We start from the raw sequence: 19,166 nt of genomic DNA, 5'->3' as shown, positions 1-19,166 counted from the left end.
CGCTATACTTCCGCTGTTATTTCAATTATATTCTCTGCAATTTGGGTATATACTTTCCCTAATGGTTCTTCTGCTTTATATATAGAAGGAGAAAAATTCTTCTCATCCCATTCTGGCTGACTTAATGGTAATTCTCCTAATAAAGTCGTTTGAAGTTCTTGTGCTAATTTAGCACCGCCACCTTTACCAAATACATATTCTTTATTTCCTGTTTCTTTACTTTGGAAATAAGACATATTTTCAATTACCCCAAGAATTGAATGTTCAGTATGTTTAGCCATTGCTCCCGCTCTAGCTGCGACAAATGCTGCAGTTGGATGTGGTGTTGTGACAATTATTTCTTTACTTGAAGGCAACATTGTATGAACATCTAGTGCAACATCACCTGTGCCTGGTGGTAAATCTAAAATTAGATAATCTAGTTCTCCCCATTTAACTTCAGTGAAGAAACTCGTTATCATCTTACCTAGCATTGGACCTCTCCAAATAACTGGTGCATTTTCTTCAACAAAGAAAGCCATAGAAATTACTTTCACGCCTTCACCCTCAACAGGAATGATTTGTTCTCCTTCTACTTCAGGTTTTTCTTGAATACCCATCATATCTGGTACACTAAAACCATAAATATCCGCATCAACAAGACCAACTTTTTTCCCTTGTCTTGCAAGGGATACTGCTAAGTTAACGGCTACTGTAGATTTCCCTACGCCACCTTTACCAGATGCTACTGCAATAAATTCAACTGGGTTATCTTTAGAAAGTAATCCTTCGATTGTTTCTTCTTCCATAGCACCTTTGAAATTTTCTAAAGCTTCATCTGAAAGTTGATCAAATCTAATTCCTACTGTTTTTGCACCATGCTCTTTCAACAAATCAACAATCTCCATTTGTAAATCTAATTGAGGTTGTCCACCTAATTTAGCAATCGCAATTTTAACACTTATATGTTCTTTCTCTTCTTTAATCTTTACTTCTATAATACCGCCCGTTTCTTTAAGTGGTACTTCAACGATAGGATCATTTAACGCGCCTACCAGTGATTCAACTTCTTCTACAGTTAACACAATTACTACTCCCCTTCATAAATATATCTATAAATCTTTATCTTTAGTGTAACAAAAATTCTTAATTTAATGTAATTAATTGTTTAAAAAAGAATGATTAAAAAACGAACTTACGATTCACTATTTTCTACATATAAATAAAAAAAGCTAGGACAGTTTCTCAACTTTGTCCTAGCTTTTAAATACTTCTATTATTTTGAATGATTTGGAACTCTTGTATTCTGGTGTTTATTTTCAGATTTAATAAATATAGAAAGTACTACACCGAAGAATACAATTACAGATAATACTAAGAATGCAATATTAATACCATGTATCATTGCTTGTGACTGTAGTATTTCTGCTTTGTTTCCAGCGCTAGCTGTTGCTAATTGTTCTTTAGATGGATGGAAACTCTTAGAACCAATCGACATAATTGTAACTAATATACCTGTACCAATAGAACCAGCAATTGTACGCAACGTATTCATCATTGCTGTACCATGAGAAAGTACCTCATTCGGAATTGCATTAAGTCCTGCAGTATTTACAGGCATCATAATCATTGAAACGCCAAACATTCTTATTGTATAAACGATAATTAAATATACAAATGAAGTATCTGACTTTAAGAATGCGAGCATTAATGTTGTGACTGTAATGAGTGTAAACCCAATAATCGCCAACCACCTCGCACCATATTTATCAAATAAACGACCTGTAACTAATGACATAATACCTGTAATAATTGCGCCCGGTAATAATAACAAGCCTGAGATAAGTGCTGAATAACCTCTCGCATCTTGCATATACATTGGCATTAATAATGACGGACCAATTAAAGATACCATTGAAAATATACCGATAACTGTTGTTAATGCAAATGTTTTATATTTAAACACTCTTACATTCAACAATGGTGTTTCTAATCTCAATTGTCTTAGTATAAATATAATAATAGTAACAACACCAACAATTAATGAAAGTATAACTGTTAATGAAGAAAATCCTAATGTTCCTGCGCTACTAAATCCGTATAATAACGCGCCAAATCCTATCGTTGAAAATATAATAGATGGTACATCTAAATGAACGTCTTTTGGTTTAGAAATATTTACTAAATATTTAGCTCCAAAAGCTAATGCTATAACAGCAAATGGAATAATTGTGTAGAAAGGACTACGCCAACTAAAGTTATCAACTAAGTAACCTGATAAAGTTGGTCCTAGTGCAGGGGCAAATGAAATGACCAAGCCGGCCATTCCCATCGCAAATCCCCGTTTTTCTTTCGGGAATAAATTAAATAGTACAAATTGCATAAGGGGCATCATTACGCCTGCACCCATTGCCTGCAATACTCTCGCTAACATTAACACAGTAAAGTTAGGGGAAAGTGCGGCTACTAATGTACCGATTGTAAATGATAACATGGCCATTAAATAAAGTGGCCTTGTATTAAATTTATCCATTAAAAATGCAGTTGCTGGAATCATTACACCATTGACTAACATAAATCCTGTCATTAACCATTGCCCCTGATTCGCGTCAATATTTAAATGTACCATGATTTCAGGTATCGCAGTATTCAGCAATGTTTGGTTTAAAATGGCCACGAAGGCACTCACTAACATAACAGCGACAACTAAATTTCTTTTACCTTTTGTAATATCCTGAACATTCATGGTTTCGACTCCTTCCAAATATACCTTTGCTATTATGCACTATTTTATTTCGGAAATCAAAATAAATGTTTTTACTTATTTAAATTTTTACTTTCAGGATAAAAAATCTCTGTACATATATATAGAAAAGTTATTATTAGCAAAATCACCCAAAAGTCTATTTTAATTTGCGAATAATATATATGAACTGAAAAATAAAACATAAATGTGCTCACTGAAATGGTTAGTAAATGAAAGGTCATGCCTTTGAAATAAGGATTGTCGTTCAACTTTCTCTTAAATCTATCTAATAAAAATTCAATAGCTACTAATGTGAAATAACCAAATAGAATATAACTACCATAATAAAACAAATTATCTATCACGCTCTTGTTATAGTTAAACTCAGCAAGACCATAATAAATCAATAGTCTACTTAATCCAAACATACCAAAAGAAAGTAACACAATGAATATCGCGCCTGACACTGTGAAAATACTAACGATAATCAATATTGATAATAAATGATATAGATCAAAGCGATTATTTCTTCTATTCATACATAGTTACTCCTTCTTAATATGTTTAAACGGTTATTGATTCTTCGTATGTTCTTCTTTAAAAAGACTTGCCCATAAAATACATAGAATGATTGAAGCGAGTATCATATAGAGCATAATATTCTGTACCCCATAATCTACAAATGATATATCCAACACATATATTGAAGTAACAATAAGTGATCCAGTCGTACTTCCAATCGTTTTAAATAATGTATAGATAGACATCATGGAACCTAAATGTTGTTGCGGTACTTCTTCCTGAACGATGACTACATCTTTTGTATACACTGTACCGAAAGATATTCCCATCACAAACACCGCAAATGGGATAATTACAATCCACGATACACCTGTTAATATAGCGAATGCTCCGACAAACATTGCTAAAAATCCTAGCATATATATAAATTTCAAAGCAAGTTTATCTAATTTGCCTAATATTAAAGTGACCATCAGCCAACCTACAGACATAGGGAAAATAATCAACCCACTTTGTAACGGTGAAAAATGTTGCTCATTCTGTAAATAAATCGGCATAAATATGGTATACCCCATTAGCATTGTAGAATAAATCAAATCCGTAATTAATACGAGTGCAACTTTTCTATTAAATGCTTCTAAAGGTATAAATGGCTTTTTCACTTTTTTCTCGGTCTTGTACAAAATAATGGCTAAAGCAATGAATACAACGAGCGCTACTATACGCCACAAGGTTGTAATATGCTCCGCTATTAAAATTAAGAAACTGAATACAACACAATAAAAAATAATTAATCCTTTATAGTCTAATTTATTGTTCTCTAATTTTTCTTGATCAAAATTAAAATATCGTATAACTAAACCAATGGCTACTAGTGCTATAGGTACATTGATATAAAATAGGAAACTCCAATTTAAAGATTCTAATATCGTACCTCCTAGTATTGGTCCTACTATACTAGATATCCCCCATACACTTCCAACAATACCCATCACTTTATATCTTTGTGGGATTGGAAATGCTAACTTCGGTATAATTTGACCTAGCGTCATCATAACGCCAGCACCCATTCCTTGTATGATTCTTGAAACGACTAGTAACGTAAACGAATGGGACAATTCACTTAAACCACAAAAAACACTTCCTATTATAAATATACTAATCCCTAGCAACACAACAAACTTTATATTGATACGCTTAACCAATTCTCCAACAATAGGTGTCATAAATACAACAGCAATTAAATATACTGTAAATATCAATGCAACTTCTGTACCTATATTAAAATCTTTTTGCATCGCTGGTGTTGCTAATGAAACGATTGATGTTTCTATCGCACTCATAAACATGATGAGTACAAGTGCAAGTACTATACCTTTATTTTTATTCATAATTTACACACTTTCGTATACAATTTCTCCATTTACAATTGTTTTAATTGCACGTATGGTAGCTAATGCTTCTGGCTTTATTTCAAATGGGTTATGATCTAACACTGTAAAATCCGCTTCATAACCTGATTTTATCATTCCTGTACAATGCGACGTTTGAGCAATTTCACTTGCTTGTGTCGTATATAAACGAATTGCCTCAAATACTGATAATGCTTCTTCTGTATAATAACCACCTGATTCTCCATAGGTTTGTCTATTAACAGCAGCATGTATTCCCAACATTGGATTAGGTGTTTCAATCGGAGAATCTGAACCACCACCCATTATAATACCTAAATCTAACATTGATTTAAACGGATATAAATATCGCGCTCTTTCACTTCCGAGTTTATCCTCAACCCAAGGGAAATCACTCGTTATAAACTGTGGCTGCACATCACAGATAACAGGCAATTTAGAAACGCGTTCTAATAAATCTTCGTTTAATGTACTGATGTGAATTAGCCTATCTCTAAGTCCTTCTGCAACAGGATATAATTCAATCGCATCTAGAACCATTTCACACGCTTTATCTCCTATCATATGTACTGCAATTGCACCGTTATATTTTCTCGCGAGTTTCACTTTCTCATTCATTTCTTCTTGCGTATAAATAGCAAGCCCATAGTTCTCACCATTTTGTTTGTCTAAATAGGGTTCTTTCATTAAAGCAGTACTACCCCCAAATGCACCATCGGCATAGAACTTCATTGCATCCGGTTCAATCCATCCTTCAACAAACGAAGCTTCTTCTTCAATCATTTGCTCATAAACACTGAAATGTCTTAACAACCTAACTTTAAATGGCTTTTGATTGTCATTATTACCAATGACGCGTTTATACGCATTTAGGACATCTTTATAATCATCGTAATATCCTAAATCTTCTGTATGTGCACCAGTAATACCATATTGATATAAGTAATCTATCGCATTTTCTAAATGTTTCGTTAAAGACTGTTCATCTTCATTTAAAGACAATTCTTCAAATGGTTCCATCGCCGTATCATATACCCAACCAGTCAATTGACCATTTACTTTTTCAAAAGATCCACCATCTGGATTTTTAATTTGATTATCAATATTTAATACAGTGAGTGCTTTCGAATTTACAATTGCTGCATGTCTACACACGCGTTTTACAATTACTGGATTATCCTTACATAATTCATCTAAATCTTCTTTCATCAATCTAATACCATTCAACAAATTTTCATCATAACCTTCAGCAATCAACCACTCTCCCGCTTCAAGTGATTGTGCTTTTTGTTTTATCTTTTGTTTAACCGTTTCTATATCTGTTTCTCCATTCAGTATCACCGATGAAAGCCAAACGCCCGTGCCCATAACATGGATATGTGTTTCTACAAATCCAGGTATCATTGTGCCTCCATTTAAATCTATAACTTCAAAGTCTTCTTTATGAAGTTGACTTATTTCTTCTTTCTTTAAGACAGATTCTACCTTTCCATCATTCACAATAACACCATCGTATTTATCTTTTTCGTTTGCCATCGTATATATCGTTCCATTTATATATAACTGTCTCATCGCAGATATCCCCTTTTTATTAAATGACTTAAATACATTTTACATGTTTAACGAACAAAAAGAACCATCAACGCACACATTTCCTCGTTGATGATTCTTTTTTATTATTTTAATTTTCTTTTCTCGCCTTTTTTAATATGTGCATTAAATGTTTGCTGATTGTGTCTTCTTTGATGTCTTACTAATAAAATTAGCCCATATGCAATGCAGAGTCCAAAAATTAATGAAATATAGCCCATAAACTGAAGCCCAATTTGTTGACCATCACCAAATACAAAGTAATAAAAGAAATACATCTGTATCAATAGAATGACAGTTAGCACAATGTAATATAAACGATAATTCATTATTTACCTCCTACATGAAGTACATAATAGCAATAAAGTGGAAAACAGACGCTATAACGATAAAGAAGTGCCAAATCATATGAAAATACTTTCTGTTTTTTTGAGCATAGAACCATGCTCCAATCGTATAGCTCAGTCCACCAAATAATATAAACAACATAAATATGAGTGAAGTTTTATGAATGATAGCTGGTAAAATAAGAACGCCCATCCACCCCATAATAAGATACATTGCTAAACTCAATTTATGATTTACATTTTTAGCAGTAGATTTGTAAATAATTCCCCAAATCGTAATGCCCCATTGGACAGCCATAATTAGCCAACCATACCACCCACCTACAAGTACCAATGCGATAGGCGTTGTTGTACCACAAATTGCAATATAAATCATACTATGATCAATGATTCTCATAATATATTTCTGTGGTGATGATGATGACATCGAATGATAAACCGCTGATGATAAAAACATCAGCATGATGCTAATAATATAAATAGATACACTCGTTGATTTAAGTGTCCCATCATGGATGTAGCTCACTACAGATGCGTACGGTAAGAAAAATAAAAGTAAAAATGCAGGTACCCCATGAGAAATCGCATTACCTACTTCTTCTCCGAATGATAGCGGCATAATATCTTTGAAAGTTTCTTTTACTTTTCCTTCTTTACTTTGATGTGCCTGTGTATCGTTTATTTGATTCATTACATGACCTCTTTTATAAAAGTTGATTAATTTCTAAATCCTTTTGAGCAGTTTCAATACTATCTTTACCTTCTTTATTTTTAAGAGGACTAAATTCTTTAGCTCTGTTCACTTGAAGTGTAGCAAACGAGTTTGCATATTGGAAAATATCAAAGTAGAATAACTCGAATTTTAAAGATTCTTTTTCTACAACGCTAAAATCTTCATCTAATTGTTTTAAATTCTTTATAGCTAAATGATAAGGCAATGCTTTTGAAGCTGATTCAATTAGAAAATCAACTTTGAATACATGAATACCGATATTAGCATTCTCAAATTTATTTACATCATCCGCAGATAGCTCTGAATATTCAAGCACGCGTTTTTTACCATCAACTGAAACAAGACGTCCTACTTTTTCATCTTCAAATGCTTGTATTGATTTAGTCGTCACATCACTATTTTGTTCTATAGTATAACCAACGAACTCAGGATCTAATACTTTAACTAAAGCGTTATCGATATTGTTTAAGAATAAGAAAGATACACCATGTTCTTTCATCTCAGCTAATAGCTTTGTTTTTTCAAGTGATTTAAACACACCACCGTTCCCATTTGGTGTTTGCATAATTCTCTTATTCACATCTAAAATCAATCGACCATCTGTCGTTAAAGATACAATATGGTCTTGTTTGAAGAAGTGTATGTATTGTTCATCATATTCAAAATAATTATTTTCAATAAAGAATGCTAACGTATCTTTATGATTCACATCACTTGTCATGATATACCAATGAATTGGTGTTCCAATTTCATTCACTAAATGACGAAGTTGTTCTGCTTGTCTCTCAAATAAACTTTTATCATTAAATGAGAATGTTCCTTTTGGACCTTGATGACCTAAACGTGTACCTTGTCCACCAGCCATTAATAACACAGCGAATTTACCATCTTTTATTGCTTTAATACCTAAAGATCTATATGACTTCAATTGTTCTTCAGAAAATTGATCTTTAATATCAAATTGAACTTGCTTAATATCATCAGCAATTTCAATTTCTTTTCTATTTACATAAACATCTTCATATAAACGATTAACTTCATCTAATTCTAATCGATTAATATCTGATTCTAATTGCTCTTTTTCGCTTTGACTCATTACTTTTGTATACTCTAAAAAGTGTTCTTGACCATGTTGTTTTAATACTGATTCATCTAGCATTATAATACCTCCGAAAATTTGACTCATTATCATTATACGACTTTAGAATGATTTGTCTAAAAATATCACAAAAAAATTAAAATTAAAATGATTAATTTATGTTTTACTGGGTATATATATAAATGTGTTGATTCTAAACACAAAAAATATTCCTATATATAATAGGCCAAGGAGGATTTTATTATGAGTTTAGGAGACAAATTTAACGATGCAAAAGATCAAGCAGTAGAAAAAGGTAAAGATCATTTAAACGAGAACAAAGATGAGTACACAGAAAAAGGTAAAGATTTCGCTAAAGAAAAAGGCGAAGACTTAAAAGGTAAATTCGGAAAATAATTTCGTTAACTTATATTAGAATGAGGCTGGGACATAATTTAATGTCTCAGCCTCTTTTAATATCTTGGCAGTAGATGACTTAGCGGGACTACAAAATCTTTTTTATATAAATTAGATTTCTGTCCCGCTCCCTTTTTCTTATATAAACAAGCGATAAATATCTTTCCACCACAATATTATCGTTACTATTGTAAACGTAGAAGATAGACTTAAATCCACTGCCCCTCCTGTTTTAAATACAAAAGGAAGTTTAATAGATGCATTTATTGGATAAAACAACTTCACACCTCTTGGCGTTAACATATCTAAAACAATATGAGAAAGCATACCAGATAATATTGAAACTAAGTAAGGTTCTGGTGCATTAATTGCATTTAATCCCCAAAAGATAAGAAATAAAAATAACAAAGAATGCGTAAATGTTCGATGTCCAAATATCATTCTTATAATGAAACTAATAGGAAACAACTTCTTTCCTATTCTACTTTTAAAATGACAAATATCAGGTACTAAACTTGATACGCCACATAAACTAACAATGGTGAAAGATGTAAATACATCTTCCGCATAATAAATACTTAATGATGACCCGATGAATATACCGCAAGCGAGATGTGTTTTACCTGTCATATTAAATTGTCCTCATTTCTTATTTTCTTATCAATATTTTATCATAATAACGCGAACAAGTATACGAACACTTTGTGACTTTGTAGTGATTATTATCACAGAAATGAGTTTTAGATGACAAAATTGTGAAAAAAATCACAAATGTATTGATTTGTATATAAACCCTGTTAAACTGTAATTGTAAGTCATATTAAACATAACCCTATACTATTGTTGAAATAACCCCCTTATTTCACACTAAAAAGCGTTCGTCTCCCCAGACGAACGCTTTTTTAGTTAACTTGCTTCTTTATTGAAATTTTCTTGTGTACTTTGATTTTCATTGCTTGATTCATTAGAATTATCAGATGGTTGCTCTTTCACATGTTCATTGTAATTCGTCGTATTTGAATGACTTTGATTACCCTGGCCTTCTTGGTTACTTTGATTGCCTTGGTTATCTTGTGGGAGCGTTTGTTCGTTACTTTGTTCATGATGTGTACCTTGCTGTGGTTGTTCTTGTTGTTGATTATGCTTTGGAATGCTACAGCCATGATCATTACATAAATAGCCATCGTTCGTTAAATTTTGCCAAGCTCTCGTAAATTCAACTGTACTTTCTAAACGATCACACTCAGCTTGAGAATCGCCTTCATTCAATAGACAATTTCTTGCTTTCGAATATGTTTCTGTGTCTATATCATTCGTATCGGTACGATGATTCGGTTTCACACCATTCACATTCTCCTCAACAGGTATTTCTTCCTCTGTTGATTGTTGTTCATTGTTTGAAGTATTCTTTTCTTCAGTAGATTGTTGTTCTGTTTGTTCCTCAGTTGTTTGTTGCTCTGTCGTTTTTTTATCTTCGTGTTTATTTACTTCCGTCGTTTTTTTATCGGTTGTTTTCGTCTCTGGAGACTTTTCTTTGTTACTCGATTCATTATTCTTAGAAGTTTGATTGTCACATGCAACTAGAAATAATAAGCAAACTATTAAGAGACCATAAATCCATTTCATTGAATCACTCCTTGGCCTTTTTGCTTTATCTTTCTTCCTATTCATTAGAAGACACTTCTTTCTTGTAAAATAATTAAGCATATAGTAAAACATAAGAATATCATACATGATAAACTAGCATTAGTAAAAATAATTGTAAGATTGGGGAGGTATTTATTGTGTATAGTGATGTAAAAAAAGAAGAATGGACAGGTAGAACTGATAGTGATTCATTACGTTCTGCATTTAGATTTCACCAAATCGTTGAAACCATTAATATGGAAAAACAAGATATTCAGCCAAAAAAAGAATTTGAACATCAAATCAATATGGCGCTTATAGGTTTTGAATGTGATGAAGGTGTATCTAGGAATAAAGGGCGAACGGGTGCTGTAGATGGTCCAAAGCATTTCAGAAAATCATTAAGTCCATTACCTATTCATAATGAATACTTACATTTAACAGATTACGGGAATGTTATTTGCCATAAAACTAAAATGGAAGATGCCCAAGAAGAATTAGGAGAAAAAGTATCTCAAATTTTATCTCACAATCAATTCACTGTTATTATAGGTGGTGGTCACGAAGTATTATATGGTCATTACTTAGGTGTTAGACGCGCAAACAAAGATAAAAAAATCGGCATCATCAATATAGATGCGCATTTTGATATGAGAGACTATGATGAGCAGTCATCTTCTGGAACAATGTTCAAACAAATTTTAGATTCAGATGATCAAGTCGGCTATTTTGTTCTTGGTATTCAAAAAAATGGGAATACAAAAGCGCTTTTTGAAAGAGCTGATGAATATGGCGTTCAATACATATTTGAGAACGAATTAAGAAGCCACTTATCTATAGAAACAATTACTTCTATCAATTCTTTCATTGAAGGTTATGATGAAATTCTTATCACTTTATGTACAGACTCTATAGATGTAAGTTATGCGCCGGCTGTCAGCGCACCATGTATTATGGGATTACAGCCACAAATTGTTCATACAATTTTGCAACTAGTAACAAATTCAAATAAAAGTGCGAGTATTAGTATTGCTGAGTTATCGCCAAGATTCGATATTGATAATCGTACATCAAGGCTTCTGGCAAATATTGCATCAAATATTTATCATGACCAAGCAGAAGTTATTCAAGCACAATGGGAGTCTTAATTCATGTCAGAAACTAAAAAAGGCATCATCTATGCAGCCCTAGCCTATGTAATATGGGGTGTGCTTCCTATTTATTGGAACATCGTCGATAAAATCGGCCCATTCGAAATTCTTGCTCACCGTATTCTTTGGTCAGCAGTATTTATGGTGTTATTACTCATATTTACAAAGCAACTAACAATGTTCAAACGCGCAACTATTAAACTATTTAAAAACAAAAAAATGCTATTTGCGATCATAGCTGCCGGATATATCATTACAATTAACTGGGGTACTTTTATATGGGCGGTGAATAACCACCATGTATTACAAGCGAGCTTAGGTTATTATATTAATCCATTGATGAGTATATTATTAGCGTTCATATTTCTTGGTGAACGTTTTTCTAAAGCGCAATGGTTGGCAATCTTACTTGCATTCATCGGCGTCATTTATATGACGTTCCAAGTTGGTGAATTCCCGTATGTTTCTATTATTTTAGCAACTTCTTTCGCTTTATACGGCTTAATCAAGAAAGTTGTGGATATTGATGCTTTCAGTAGTATTACAATTGAATGTATCGTAACTTTACCAGCAGCACTGATTTATATTTACTATTTATCACAAATAGATGCTGTGACATTTGGTGTCAATGCAGCAAGCGGATGGCTATTACTTTCTGGTGCTGTAACAGCAATTCCACTAATCTTATTTAGTGCTGGTGCTAGAAGAATCCCACTTTCCCTTACAGGATTCCTACAATATATTGGACCAACAATTATGTTCTTTATCGGTATATTCTTACTTAATGAACATTTTGATATAGATCAATTAATTACATTTATTCTGATTTGGGCGGGCATCATTATTTATAGTTACTCTAAATATTTAGAGCTTAGTCGTAATCGTAAAAAATTAATTAAAAACTAAACATAAAAGGGAGCGGGACAGAAATCTAATTTACTTAAAAAAGATTTCGTAGTCCCGCCCTGGCAAGGATGACTAGAGTTGAAAAAAGCTTGATAAAAGCGCATTTTCAACTCAGACATCTACTGCCAATATATTAGATGAGGCTGAGACATTGTATTATGTCCCAGCCTCATTTTTTAATATAAATTGCCACATGTAGTAGCTAATAATGCTTTGATTGTGTGCATACGATTTGCTGCTTGCTCAAATACTCTTGAATAATCTGCTCTGAATACATCATCAGTAACTTCCATACAAGTTACACCAAATTTTTCAAAACATAATGCACCCATTTCTGTATTTAAATCATGAATAGCTGGTAAGCAATGTAAAAATAACGTATCATTTTTACCTGTTAAATTCATTAGATTCTGATTGACTTGATAGTCTCTTAGTATATTAAAACGTGTATCTAATTGATCTTCTTCACCCATTGAACACCATACGTCAGTGTATATAACATCACTTCCGTATACACCCTCTTGAATATTATCAGTGATTAACACTTCACTTCTAGAGTCCTCACTTAATGAATGTGCTAACGATTGAATTTCCAAATCTGGTTGAAGTTCTTTAGGTGCCACAATATGAACATCTACACCTAGAATCGCACTTGTTACAAGTAATGAATTCGCAACATTGTTACGACCATCACCTATGAACGTTACAGTTTTGCCTTCGTACGTACCAAAATATTCTTTAATTGTTAGGAAATCAGCTAACATTTGGGTAGGATGCCATTCATTCGTCAATCCATTCCAAACTGGAACATTTGAGTATTTCGCTAAGTCTTCAACAGTCTTCTGTTCAAAACCTCTAAAAGCAATACCATCAAACATAGATCCCAATACAATTGCTGTATCTTCTACTGATTCCTTCTTGCCTAATTGCAAATCATCTTTACCTAAGTATGAAACACTTGCACCCATTTTCGTAGCTGCCACAGTGAAAGCTGAACGTGTTCTCGTAGACTGCTTTTCGAATAATAAAGCAATATGTTTCCCATTTAAATAACGATGTGGGATTTGATGCTTTTCTTTGAATTTCAATTCTGCTGCTAAATCAATAAGCGTTTCAAATTCTGCTTTTGAAAAATCAATTTCTTTTAAAAAACTCGTCTTATTTAATTCCTTTAACATAGATAACTTCGTCCCAATGAAACCAGCTCCTTATTCATTTATTAATGATAATATTACAATACTTTTGTTCACTTGTAAATAGTTATTCACTATATTGCATAAAAATACTTATACGATTAGTATGACACATTAATTAAAAAAGATAACACATTTTTCTTAAAATCTATTGAAAACGGATACAAAGTGCGTTATGATATACACATCAAACAAAAGGATGTGTTAATTATGGCAATGAGAGTTTCGAAAGATAATAATCAAGTTCATATTCAATGGAGAGTTGCTGATATTACAATTCCAAACAACGACATTAAAGAAGTTAAAGAAGATCAAGAGATTCATGCTTTATCCAAGGAAGATCAAGATCATGTAGTACGTATTGGATCAACTTTCGGTAAAACAAATCGTGTAATTATTAAAACAGATGAAAAAGAATACATTATATATACTCATGCTGATAAGAAGATTTATAACGAGCTCACGAAAGAAGCTTAATAACTTATCACATTTAATTATTAAAAGGGTAGAGACAACGTCTCTACCCTTCTTTTTTAACTTATTATAAATAGATTTACTCAGTATCTAAATTATCATTTTATATTCTTTGTTCAATGTTGCATGTCAATCCCCACTTGCAATGTTCAGCATTTTTTCGCGCTGACTCCTGCGGGATAAGCATGATTCGAAGACTACAGGCTGAGAACATGCCCGTGGAAAGCATGCGCATAAAAAATGTAATTAAATATCTATCTTTTTTTATACAATTGACTATCTTAAATATTATGATTGATTTTCAATGCGTGCTAACATATATGTAAGGAGTGATGATATATGTTAAGAGAGTTAAAAGGATTTAATGCTATTATAACTGGTGGTTCAAAAGGTATCGGAAAAGCAATCGCAGTTGAATTAGCACGTGAAGGTGTAAATGTAGCTATCGCGAGTAGAAATATTGATACTTTGACTGAAACTGCTAACGAACTCAAAAAATTTGGAGTTAAAGTTTTTTATAAAGAAACCAATATTGCAAAACAAAAAGATGTACAACGTTTCATTGAAGATGCATATCATGCACTAGGTTCTATAGATATCGTCATCAATAATGCAGGTGTCATGAAAAACCGTTCATTCTTAGAAGTAGATGAAGAAGAATTTGATCAATTATTTGAAACAAATGTTAAAGGTATTTATTATGTACTTCAAGAAGCATTACCACATCTTGTTAAACAACAAAGTGGTGACGTAATCAATATTGCATCTATGTCTGGTTTAAAAGCAAATGCCAATAGCAGTATTTATTCAGCAACTAAATATGCAGTAATTGGTATGACTGAAGGTATTATGCAAGAAATGAGAAAACATAATATTAGAGTATCTTACTTAACACCATCTGCAGTACTAACAGATTTAATTGGTGAGACACCATTACAAGAAGATACAATGACACACCCTGAAGATGTTGCCGATGTTGTCATCTCACAACTTAAATTACAACCAAGAACATTTATGAAGACTGCACAAATTTGGGCTACTAACCCAACACCAAAAGAATAGGAGTGAATATTAATGTATATCGTAACAAATAGAATTAAAATGAAATCAGGTTATGCTGAAAAATTAGCACCAATGTTTACTAAAGGTGGCGCACTACAAGAAATGAAAGGCTTCATCAAAGTAGAAACATGGAATATTCAAGGCATTGATGAAAATGATGAGCTACATGTTAATATGTGGTGGGAAACATTAGAAGACTTTGATGTATGGAAGAATAGTGATGCTTTCAAACAAGCACATCAGCGAGGCGGAGATTCAAATAAAGAAAAAGGCGAATCACCTATGTTAGGTTCAGAACTCGTCATTGCTAAAGTTGAAACTACAGTAGATCCAAAATAAATTAAATAAAAGCTGGAGCACTTTTTGAAAAGGTGCTCCAGCTTTTTTTGTATATACAGAAAACCTTCACTAACGAGATTGTTTTTACTTTCTATCTCGTTAGATTTTCTAACGGGATTGTTTCCTAGAACTATCTCGTTAGCTCGATGTTTTCTCATTTTTTGTAGTTAATTTGGGCTATTGAGGTGTACATTTCCTCGCTAACGAGATTGTTTTCACATTCTATCTCGTTAGATTTTCTAATGGGATTGTTTTTCAGAACTATCTCGTTAGCGCGATGTTTTCTCATTTTTTGTAGTTAATTTGGGCTATTGAGGTGTACATTTCGACGCTAACGAGATTGTTTTCACTTTCTATCTCGTTAGATTTTCTAATGTGATTGTTTTTCAGAACTATCTTGTTAGCGCGTTTTTCCCTCACTTTTTTAGTTAATTCAGCCTTTTACGAGCTCTTTTTACCCGCTAACGAGATTGTTTTCACTTTCTATCTCGTTAGATTTTCTAATGTGATTGTTTCCTAAAACTATCTCGTTAGCCATAAAGCTCATGCATTTTTTGCGCTGACTCCCGCGGAAAGCATACGCATAAAAAATGCCGACAAAGTTTATTACTTTGTCGACATTCTGATCTATCCTAGCTTTTTAATTTTTAAAAGAAAATATGTGCCAAAATAACAATCACAGGTAATGTGATTACAGTACGTATAAGGTATATCATGAATAGTTTACCAAGGCTGACTGGAATTTTAGAACCTAAAATAACGCCACCCACTTCTGATAAATATATTAATTGAGAAATACTTAACGCACCTATTATAAATCGTGTCATATCACTTGGTACATCACTGATTAATAGTGATGGTAAGAACATGTCTGCAAATCCAATTAATAATGTTTCTGATGCTTCTTTAGCATATGGTATTTGCATCAGTTCTAATAAAGGTACAAACGGTGTTCCAAGAATACTAAATGTTGGTGTATACTCTGCAACGATTGTCGCTAATGTCCCTATCGTCATAACTACTGGCAATACTGCTAACCACATATCTAATACGGTTTTCACACCATTTATAAAGAATTGTTTAAATCCTGGTGATTCAATTGCTTTTTCAGTTGCTTTTTCAAATCCCCATGACACTGGATTATGTGTGTCTGGGATTTTCTCATTTAATTGCTCAGTACTTCCATTTGAGTATTGATCAGGTATTTGTTTAAGCGGCCAAATTCTTGGCATAATAAACGCTGCAACAATACAAGCAATGATAACTGATAAATAGAATTGGAAGAAATAATCCATTAAACCAATTGTCTGTGCAATAACGATAGCAAATGTAATAGATACAACTGAGAATGTTGTCGCAATTACTGTTGCTTCTCTTCTCGTATAGAATCCTTGTTCATATTGTGAACTTGTAATCATAACACCTACCGTACCATCACCAATGAAAGATGCTAAGTTATCTACTGTAGATCTACCTGGTAATTTAAATACTGGTCTCATTATCGGCGCAAACATTGGTCCAAGAAATTCTAATAAACCAAAGTCCATTAATAATGGTAAAAATAATCCCGCAAAGAAGAATACAGTTAATAATGTTGGTAACAAATCTTTATATACCATTAAACCTGTATTTTCATTTAGAATGAATCCCGGTCCTACATTGAAATATACACAAATTGCAAAAACTGCACCTAAACAACGAATAACAGCCCAAATCCAATTGACATTGAATAGTTCGTTTGTAATTGAACGTTTCGTTGAAGTACTAAATAAAGTCGAATATATTACCGTCATAATCGCAGAGAACGAAATGATTAACATAATAATTAACCCTGCTTGATCACCTATTAAATCTAAAGCCCGATTGGCTAAATATGCAACAGGTAAACTCGTTTCTTTTTTTCCTTCACTGTTTGTATCTGAAATTGGAATTAAAAATAAATAAATCCCTAATAATGACAAAATTATAAATTTAAATCTGGCTAATGTAACACTCGTTTGTTTCATAGTTTCTCTCCTTTTCGCAAGACTAACTATACATAATAATAAATAAATATTCAATACTATTCTCCACTAAATTTATTATATATTTTTATGTAATCGTTGTCATTAAATTTTCTGAATTATTCTTCATTTATACATTTTAATCTCGTGCTATTTTCAATACTTTCAAAAATTAATTTTTTAAATATTCAATTAATTGAATATTATCCGTATGATAATGGGACAAACACGTTCATTTGTCTCTAATCTATACATAAAATATTCACTCAAAAATGGATTGTTCGGGTATTAAATTTTATCTGTATTTTTACAAATCACACTGTTATAATCATGTTTATATGTCTAAGAGAGGGAGTTTTACAATGTCGAAATCTCGATTAATCACTTTTATGTTAAGTGTCTTTGTTGTAGGTATGGTCGAATTGATGATTGCTGGGATTCTTTCTTTAATGAGTAAAGATTTAAATGTATCTGAGGCAATTATCGGTCAACTTGTTACAATTTATGCATTTACATTTGCGATTTGCGGACCTATACTTGTTAAACTCACAAAGAACCTATCTCCCAAACTCGTGTTATTAGTTAGTATGGCTATTTTTATATTAGGTAATGGGATTATCGCAATCTCTCCTAACTTCACAATATTAGTTATTGGACGCATACTATCTTCGGGTGCAGCTGCAATCATTGTAGTGAAAATATTATCTTTAACTGTTGTATATTCTAATCCAAGTGAACGAGGCAAGATGATTGGACTTGTTTATACTGGTTTTAGTGCTGCCAATGTACTTGGCGTGCCACTAGGTACAAAGATTGGTGACCTAGTAGGTTGGAGAATGTCATTTATCTTTATTTGTTCTGTAGGTGTTATCGCTTTAATTTTAATTGCATTCAATGTTGCAAATAATAAAATTGATACACCTGAATCATCAGGTTCAGCTCAAAGCTATAAAATTAAACACCCATTAGAAATCGTAAAATATTTAAGTATTACATTTCTCATTTTAGCTGCAAATTATGTTGTCGTTACTTATATTAGTCCTTTATTAGCAATATACGGGTATGATTTGAATATTGTTTCACTTGTCTTACTTGTCGCTGGTATTGGTGCAATATTAGGAACATCATTAGGTGGATATATCACTGATTCACTCGGTAGTAAAAAATGGTTACTCATATCTTTAAGTAGTTATGCTATTTTAATGTTTGTCTTCCAATCATTCCTACCAATTTTAATCGTTACTTTAATCGGGGTATTTGTTTGGAACATCGTACAATGGGGATCAAATCCACCAATACAAATTGGAATCATATCTCAAATTGAAGGCGATACGAGTGCTGTGATGAGTTGGAACATGTCTAGTTTAAATGCAGGTATCGGTGCAGGATCATTATTAGGTGGCATCTTCGTTTCATACTTTAATGTTATTTCAAGTTTATATGTCGCAGGTGCTTTAAGTCTTGTTGCATTTCTTATTTGTTTAACAATTAAGAAGCCGGCAACTGAATAAAAAAGATATCGTGCGTTTGATACCTAATCGCACGATATCTCAGCAAAATCCCAAAGTCTTCGTGCGTTTAATACAGA

19 protein-coding genes are annotated in these 19,166 nt (G+C 32.5%); 7 read left to right on the top strand and 12 right to left on the bottom strand.

Annotated features, from left to right (window positions below):
- Window positions 1-2 precede the first annotated feature (2 nt).
- The 8 genes from P3U32_RS02095 to P3U32_RS02060 form a co-directional block, all read right to left on the bottom strand.
- Complete coding sequence (locus tag P3U32_RS02095) at window positions 3-1,064, bottom strand: Mrp/NBP35 family ATP-binding protein (protein ID WP_323703961.1); 1,062 nt, start codon at window positions 1,062-1,064, stop codon at window positions 3-5.
- 191 nt (window positions 1,065-1,255) lie between these two features.
- Entirely contained in the window at window positions 1,256-2,725 is a 1,470-nt protein-coding gene (locus P3U32_RS02090) for an MDR family MFS transporter (RefSeq protein WP_323703960.1), read from the bottom strand.
- A 71-nt stretch (window positions 2,726-2,796) separates the two neighbouring features.
- Entirely contained in the window at window positions 2,797-3,264 is a 468-nt protein-coding gene (locus P3U32_RS02085) for a SepA family multidrug efflux transporter (protein WP_323703959.1), read from the bottom strand.
- Window positions 3,265-3,297: 33 nt separating this feature from the next.
- On the bottom strand, window positions 3,298-4,638 hold the full coding sequence (gene sdrM / locus P3U32_RS02080) for a multidrug efflux MFS transporter SdrM (protein WP_323703957.1): 1,341 nt from the start codon (window positions 4,636-4,638) through the stop codon (window positions 3,298-3,300).
- Window positions 4,639-4,641: 3 nt separating this feature from the next.
- On the bottom strand, window positions 4,642-6,231 hold the full coding sequence (locus P3U32_RS02075; protein WP_323703956.1) for an amidohydrolase: 1,590 nt from the start codon (window positions 6,229-6,231) through the stop codon (window positions 4,642-4,644).
- A 104-nt stretch (window positions 6,232-6,335) separates the two neighbouring features.
- Window positions 6,336-6,578: a hypothetical protein gene (locus P3U32_RS02070; protein WP_323703955.1), complete on the bottom strand. Its 243-nt coding sequence runs from the start codon at window positions 6,576-6,578 to the stop codon at window positions 6,336-6,338.
- Window positions 6,579-6,588: 10 nt separating this feature from the next.
- Entirely contained in the window at window positions 6,589-7,287 is a 699-nt protein-coding gene (gene trhA, locus P3U32_RS02065; RefSeq protein WP_323703954.1) for a PAQR family membrane homeostasis protein TrhA, read from the bottom strand.
- A gap of 13 nt (window positions 7,288-7,300) precedes the next feature.
- Complete coding sequence (locus P3U32_RS02060) at window positions 7,301-8,488, bottom strand: UTP--glucose-1-phosphate uridylyltransferase (RefSeq protein WP_323703953.1); 1,188 nt, start codon at window positions 8,486-8,488, stop codon at window positions 7,301-7,303.
- A 183-nt stretch (window positions 8,489-8,671) separates the two neighbouring features.
- Here P3U32_RS02060 and P3U32_RS02055 point away from each other — a divergent pair, with 183 nt between their 5' ends.
- Entirely contained in the window at window positions 8,672-8,824 is a 153-nt protein-coding gene (locus P3U32_RS02055) for a hypothetical protein (protein WP_323703952.1), read from the top strand.
- Between the two features lie 138 nt (window positions 8,825-8,962).
- Here the strand turns inward: P3U32_RS02055 and P3U32_RS02050 are convergent, their stop codons facing one another.
- Window positions 8,963-9,454, bottom strand: a complete 492-nt coding sequence (locus P3U32_RS02050; RefSeq protein ID WP_323703951.1) for a metal-dependent hydrolase — start codon at window positions 9,452-9,454, stop codon at window positions 8,963-8,965.
- 276 nt (window positions 9,455-9,730) lie between these two features.
- A complete protein-coding gene (locus P3U32_RS02045) occupies window positions 9,731-10,450 on the bottom strand; it encodes a hypothetical protein (protein ID WP_323703950.1) in 720 nt (239 codons plus the stop codon).
- 158 nt (window positions 10,451-10,608) lie between these two features.
- Here P3U32_RS02045 and hutG point away from each other — a divergent pair, with 158 nt between their 5' ends.
- Together hutG and rarD are read left to right on the top strand one after the other, a co-directional pair.
- The gene (gene hutG / locus P3U32_RS02040) at window positions 10,609-11,598 is read left to right on the top strand and encodes a formimidoylglutamase (RefSeq protein ID WP_323703949.1); all 990 of its coding nucleotides are present in this window, start codon (window positions 10,609-10,611) and stop codon (window positions 11,596-11,598) included.
- Between the two features lie 3 nt (window positions 11,599-11,601).
- Window positions 11,602-12,507, top strand: a complete 906-nt coding sequence (rarD, locus tag P3U32_RS02035) for an EamA family transporter RarD (RefSeq protein WP_323703948.1) — start codon at window positions 11,602-11,604, stop codon at window positions 12,505-12,507.
- A gap of 176 nt (window positions 12,508-12,683) precedes the next feature.
- On the opposite strand, the gene argF is transcribed toward rarD, so the two are convergent.
- Window positions 12,684-13,685, bottom strand: coding sequence for an ornithine carbamoyltransferase (argF, locus tag P3U32_RS02030; RefSeq protein ID WP_323703947.1), 1,002 nt, complete (start codon window positions 13,683-13,685; stop codon window positions 12,684-12,686).
- A gap of 225 nt (window positions 13,686-13,910) precedes the next feature.
- Between argF and P3U32_RS02025 the strand changes: the two genes are divergently transcribed.
- The 3 genes from P3U32_RS02025 to P3U32_RS02015 all read left to right on the top strand — a co-directional run bounded on the left by P3U32_RS02025 (window position 13,911) and on the right by P3U32_RS02015 (window position 15,575).
- Entirely contained in the window at window positions 13,911-14,177 is a 267-nt protein-coding gene (locus P3U32_RS02025) for a SunI/YnzG family protein (RefSeq protein WP_323703946.1), read from the top strand.
- A gap of 336 nt (window positions 14,178-14,513) precedes the next feature.
- On the top strand, window positions 14,514-15,236 hold the full coding sequence (locus P3U32_RS02020) for an SDR family NAD(P)-dependent oxidoreductase (RefSeq protein ID WP_323703945.1): 723 nt from the start codon (window positions 14,514-14,516) through the stop codon (window positions 15,234-15,236).
- 12 nt (window positions 15,237-15,248) lie between these two features.
- Window positions 15,249-15,575: a heme oxygenase gene (locus tag P3U32_RS02015; protein ID WP_323703944.1), complete on the top strand. Its 327-nt coding sequence runs from the start codon at window positions 15,249-15,251 to the stop codon at window positions 15,573-15,575.
- A gap of 647 nt (window positions 15,576-16,222) precedes the next feature.
- Here the strand turns inward: P3U32_RS02015 and P3U32_RS02010 are convergent.
- Window positions 16,223-17,581 carry a YjiH family protein gene (locus P3U32_RS02010; protein ID WP_323703943.1) on the bottom strand — a complete coding sequence of 453 codons (1,359 nt, stop codon included), beginning with the start codon at window positions 17,579-17,581 and terminating at the stop codon, window positions 16,223-16,225.
- A gap of 359 nt (window positions 17,582-17,940) precedes the next feature.
- Between P3U32_RS02010 and P3U32_RS02005 the strand changes: the two genes are divergently transcribed.
- Window positions 17,941-19,089 (top strand): MFS transporter, encoded by a 1,149-nt coding sequence (locus P3U32_RS02005; protein WP_323703942.1) that lies wholly within the window; start codon window positions 17,941-17,943, stop codon window positions 19,087-19,089.
- Window positions 19,090-19,166: the final 77 nt, after the last annotated feature.

Origin of the sequence: Mammaliicoccus sp. Dog046 (genome assembly GCF_034039665.1) — a bacterium.
GTDB lineage: Bacteria > Bacillota > Bacilli > Staphylococcales > Staphylococcaceae > Mammaliicoccus.
Note: the sequence above shows the minus strand (reverse complement) of the source record. Positions and strands in the feature narration are given on the sequence as shown.

Coding starts and splice junctions, on each gene's coding strand:
- P3U32_RS02075 (WP_323703956.1), bottom strand. CDS start 6,231: ATGAGACAGTTATATATAAATGGAACGATATATACGATGGCAAACGAA.
- P3U32_RS02060 (WP_323703953.1), bottom strand. CDS start 8,488: ATGCTAGATGAATCAGTATTAAAACAACATGGTCAAGAACACTTTTTA.
- P3U32_RS02070 (WP_323703955.1), bottom strand. CDS start 6,578: ATGAATTATCGTTTATATTACATTGTGCTAACTGTCATTCTATTGATA.
- P3U32_RS02015 (WP_323703944.1), top strand. CDS start 15,249: ATGTATATCGTAACAAATAGAATTAAAATGAAATCAGGTTATGCTGAA.
- P3U32_RS02025 (WP_323703946.1), top strand. CDS start 13,911: ATGGCAATGAGAGTTTCGAAAGATAATAATCAAGTTCATATTCAATGG.
- rarD (WP_323703948.1), top strand. CDS start 11,602: ATGTCAGAAACTAAAAAAGGCATCATCTATGCAGCCCTAGCCTATGTA.
- P3U32_RS02050 (WP_323703951.1), bottom strand. CDS start 9,454: ATGACAGGTAAAACACATCTCGCTTGCGGTATATTCATCGGGTCATCA.
- argF (WP_323703947.1), bottom strand. CDS start 13,685: ATGTTAAAGGAATTAAATAAGACGAGTTTTTTAAAAGAAATTGATTTT.
- sdrM (WP_323703957.1), bottom strand. CDS start 4,638: ATGAATAAAAATAAAGGTATAGTACTTGCACTTGTACTCATCATGTTT.
- P3U32_RS02005 (WP_323703942.1), top strand. CDS start 17,941: ATGTCGAAATCTCGATTAATCACTTTTATGTTAAGTGTCTTTGTTGTA.
- P3U32_RS02090 (WP_323703960.1), bottom strand. CDS start 2,725: ATGAATGTTCAGGATATTACAAAAGGTAAAAGAAATTTAGTTGTCGCT.
- P3U32_RS02020 (WP_323703945.1), top strand. CDS start 14,514: ATGTTAAGAGAGTTAAAAGGATTTAATGCTATTATAACTGGTGGTTCA.
- P3U32_RS02010 (WP_323703943.1), bottom strand. CDS start 17,581: ATGAAACAAACGAGTGTTACATTAGCCAGATTTAAATTTATAATTTTG.
- P3U32_RS02085 (WP_323703959.1), bottom strand. CDS start 3,264: ATGAATAGAAGAAATAATCGCTTTGATCTATATCATTTATTATCAATA.
- trhA (WP_323703954.1), bottom strand. CDS start 7,287: ATGAATCAAATAAACGATACACAGGCACATCAAAGTAAAGAAGGAAAA.
- P3U32_RS02045 (WP_323703950.1), bottom strand. CDS start 10,450: ATGAAATGGATTTATGGTCTCTTAATAGTTTGCTTATTATTTCTAGTT.
- P3U32_RS02055 (WP_323703952.1), top strand. CDS start 8,672: ATGAGTTTAGGAGACAAATTTAACGATGCAAAAGATCAAGCAGTAGAA.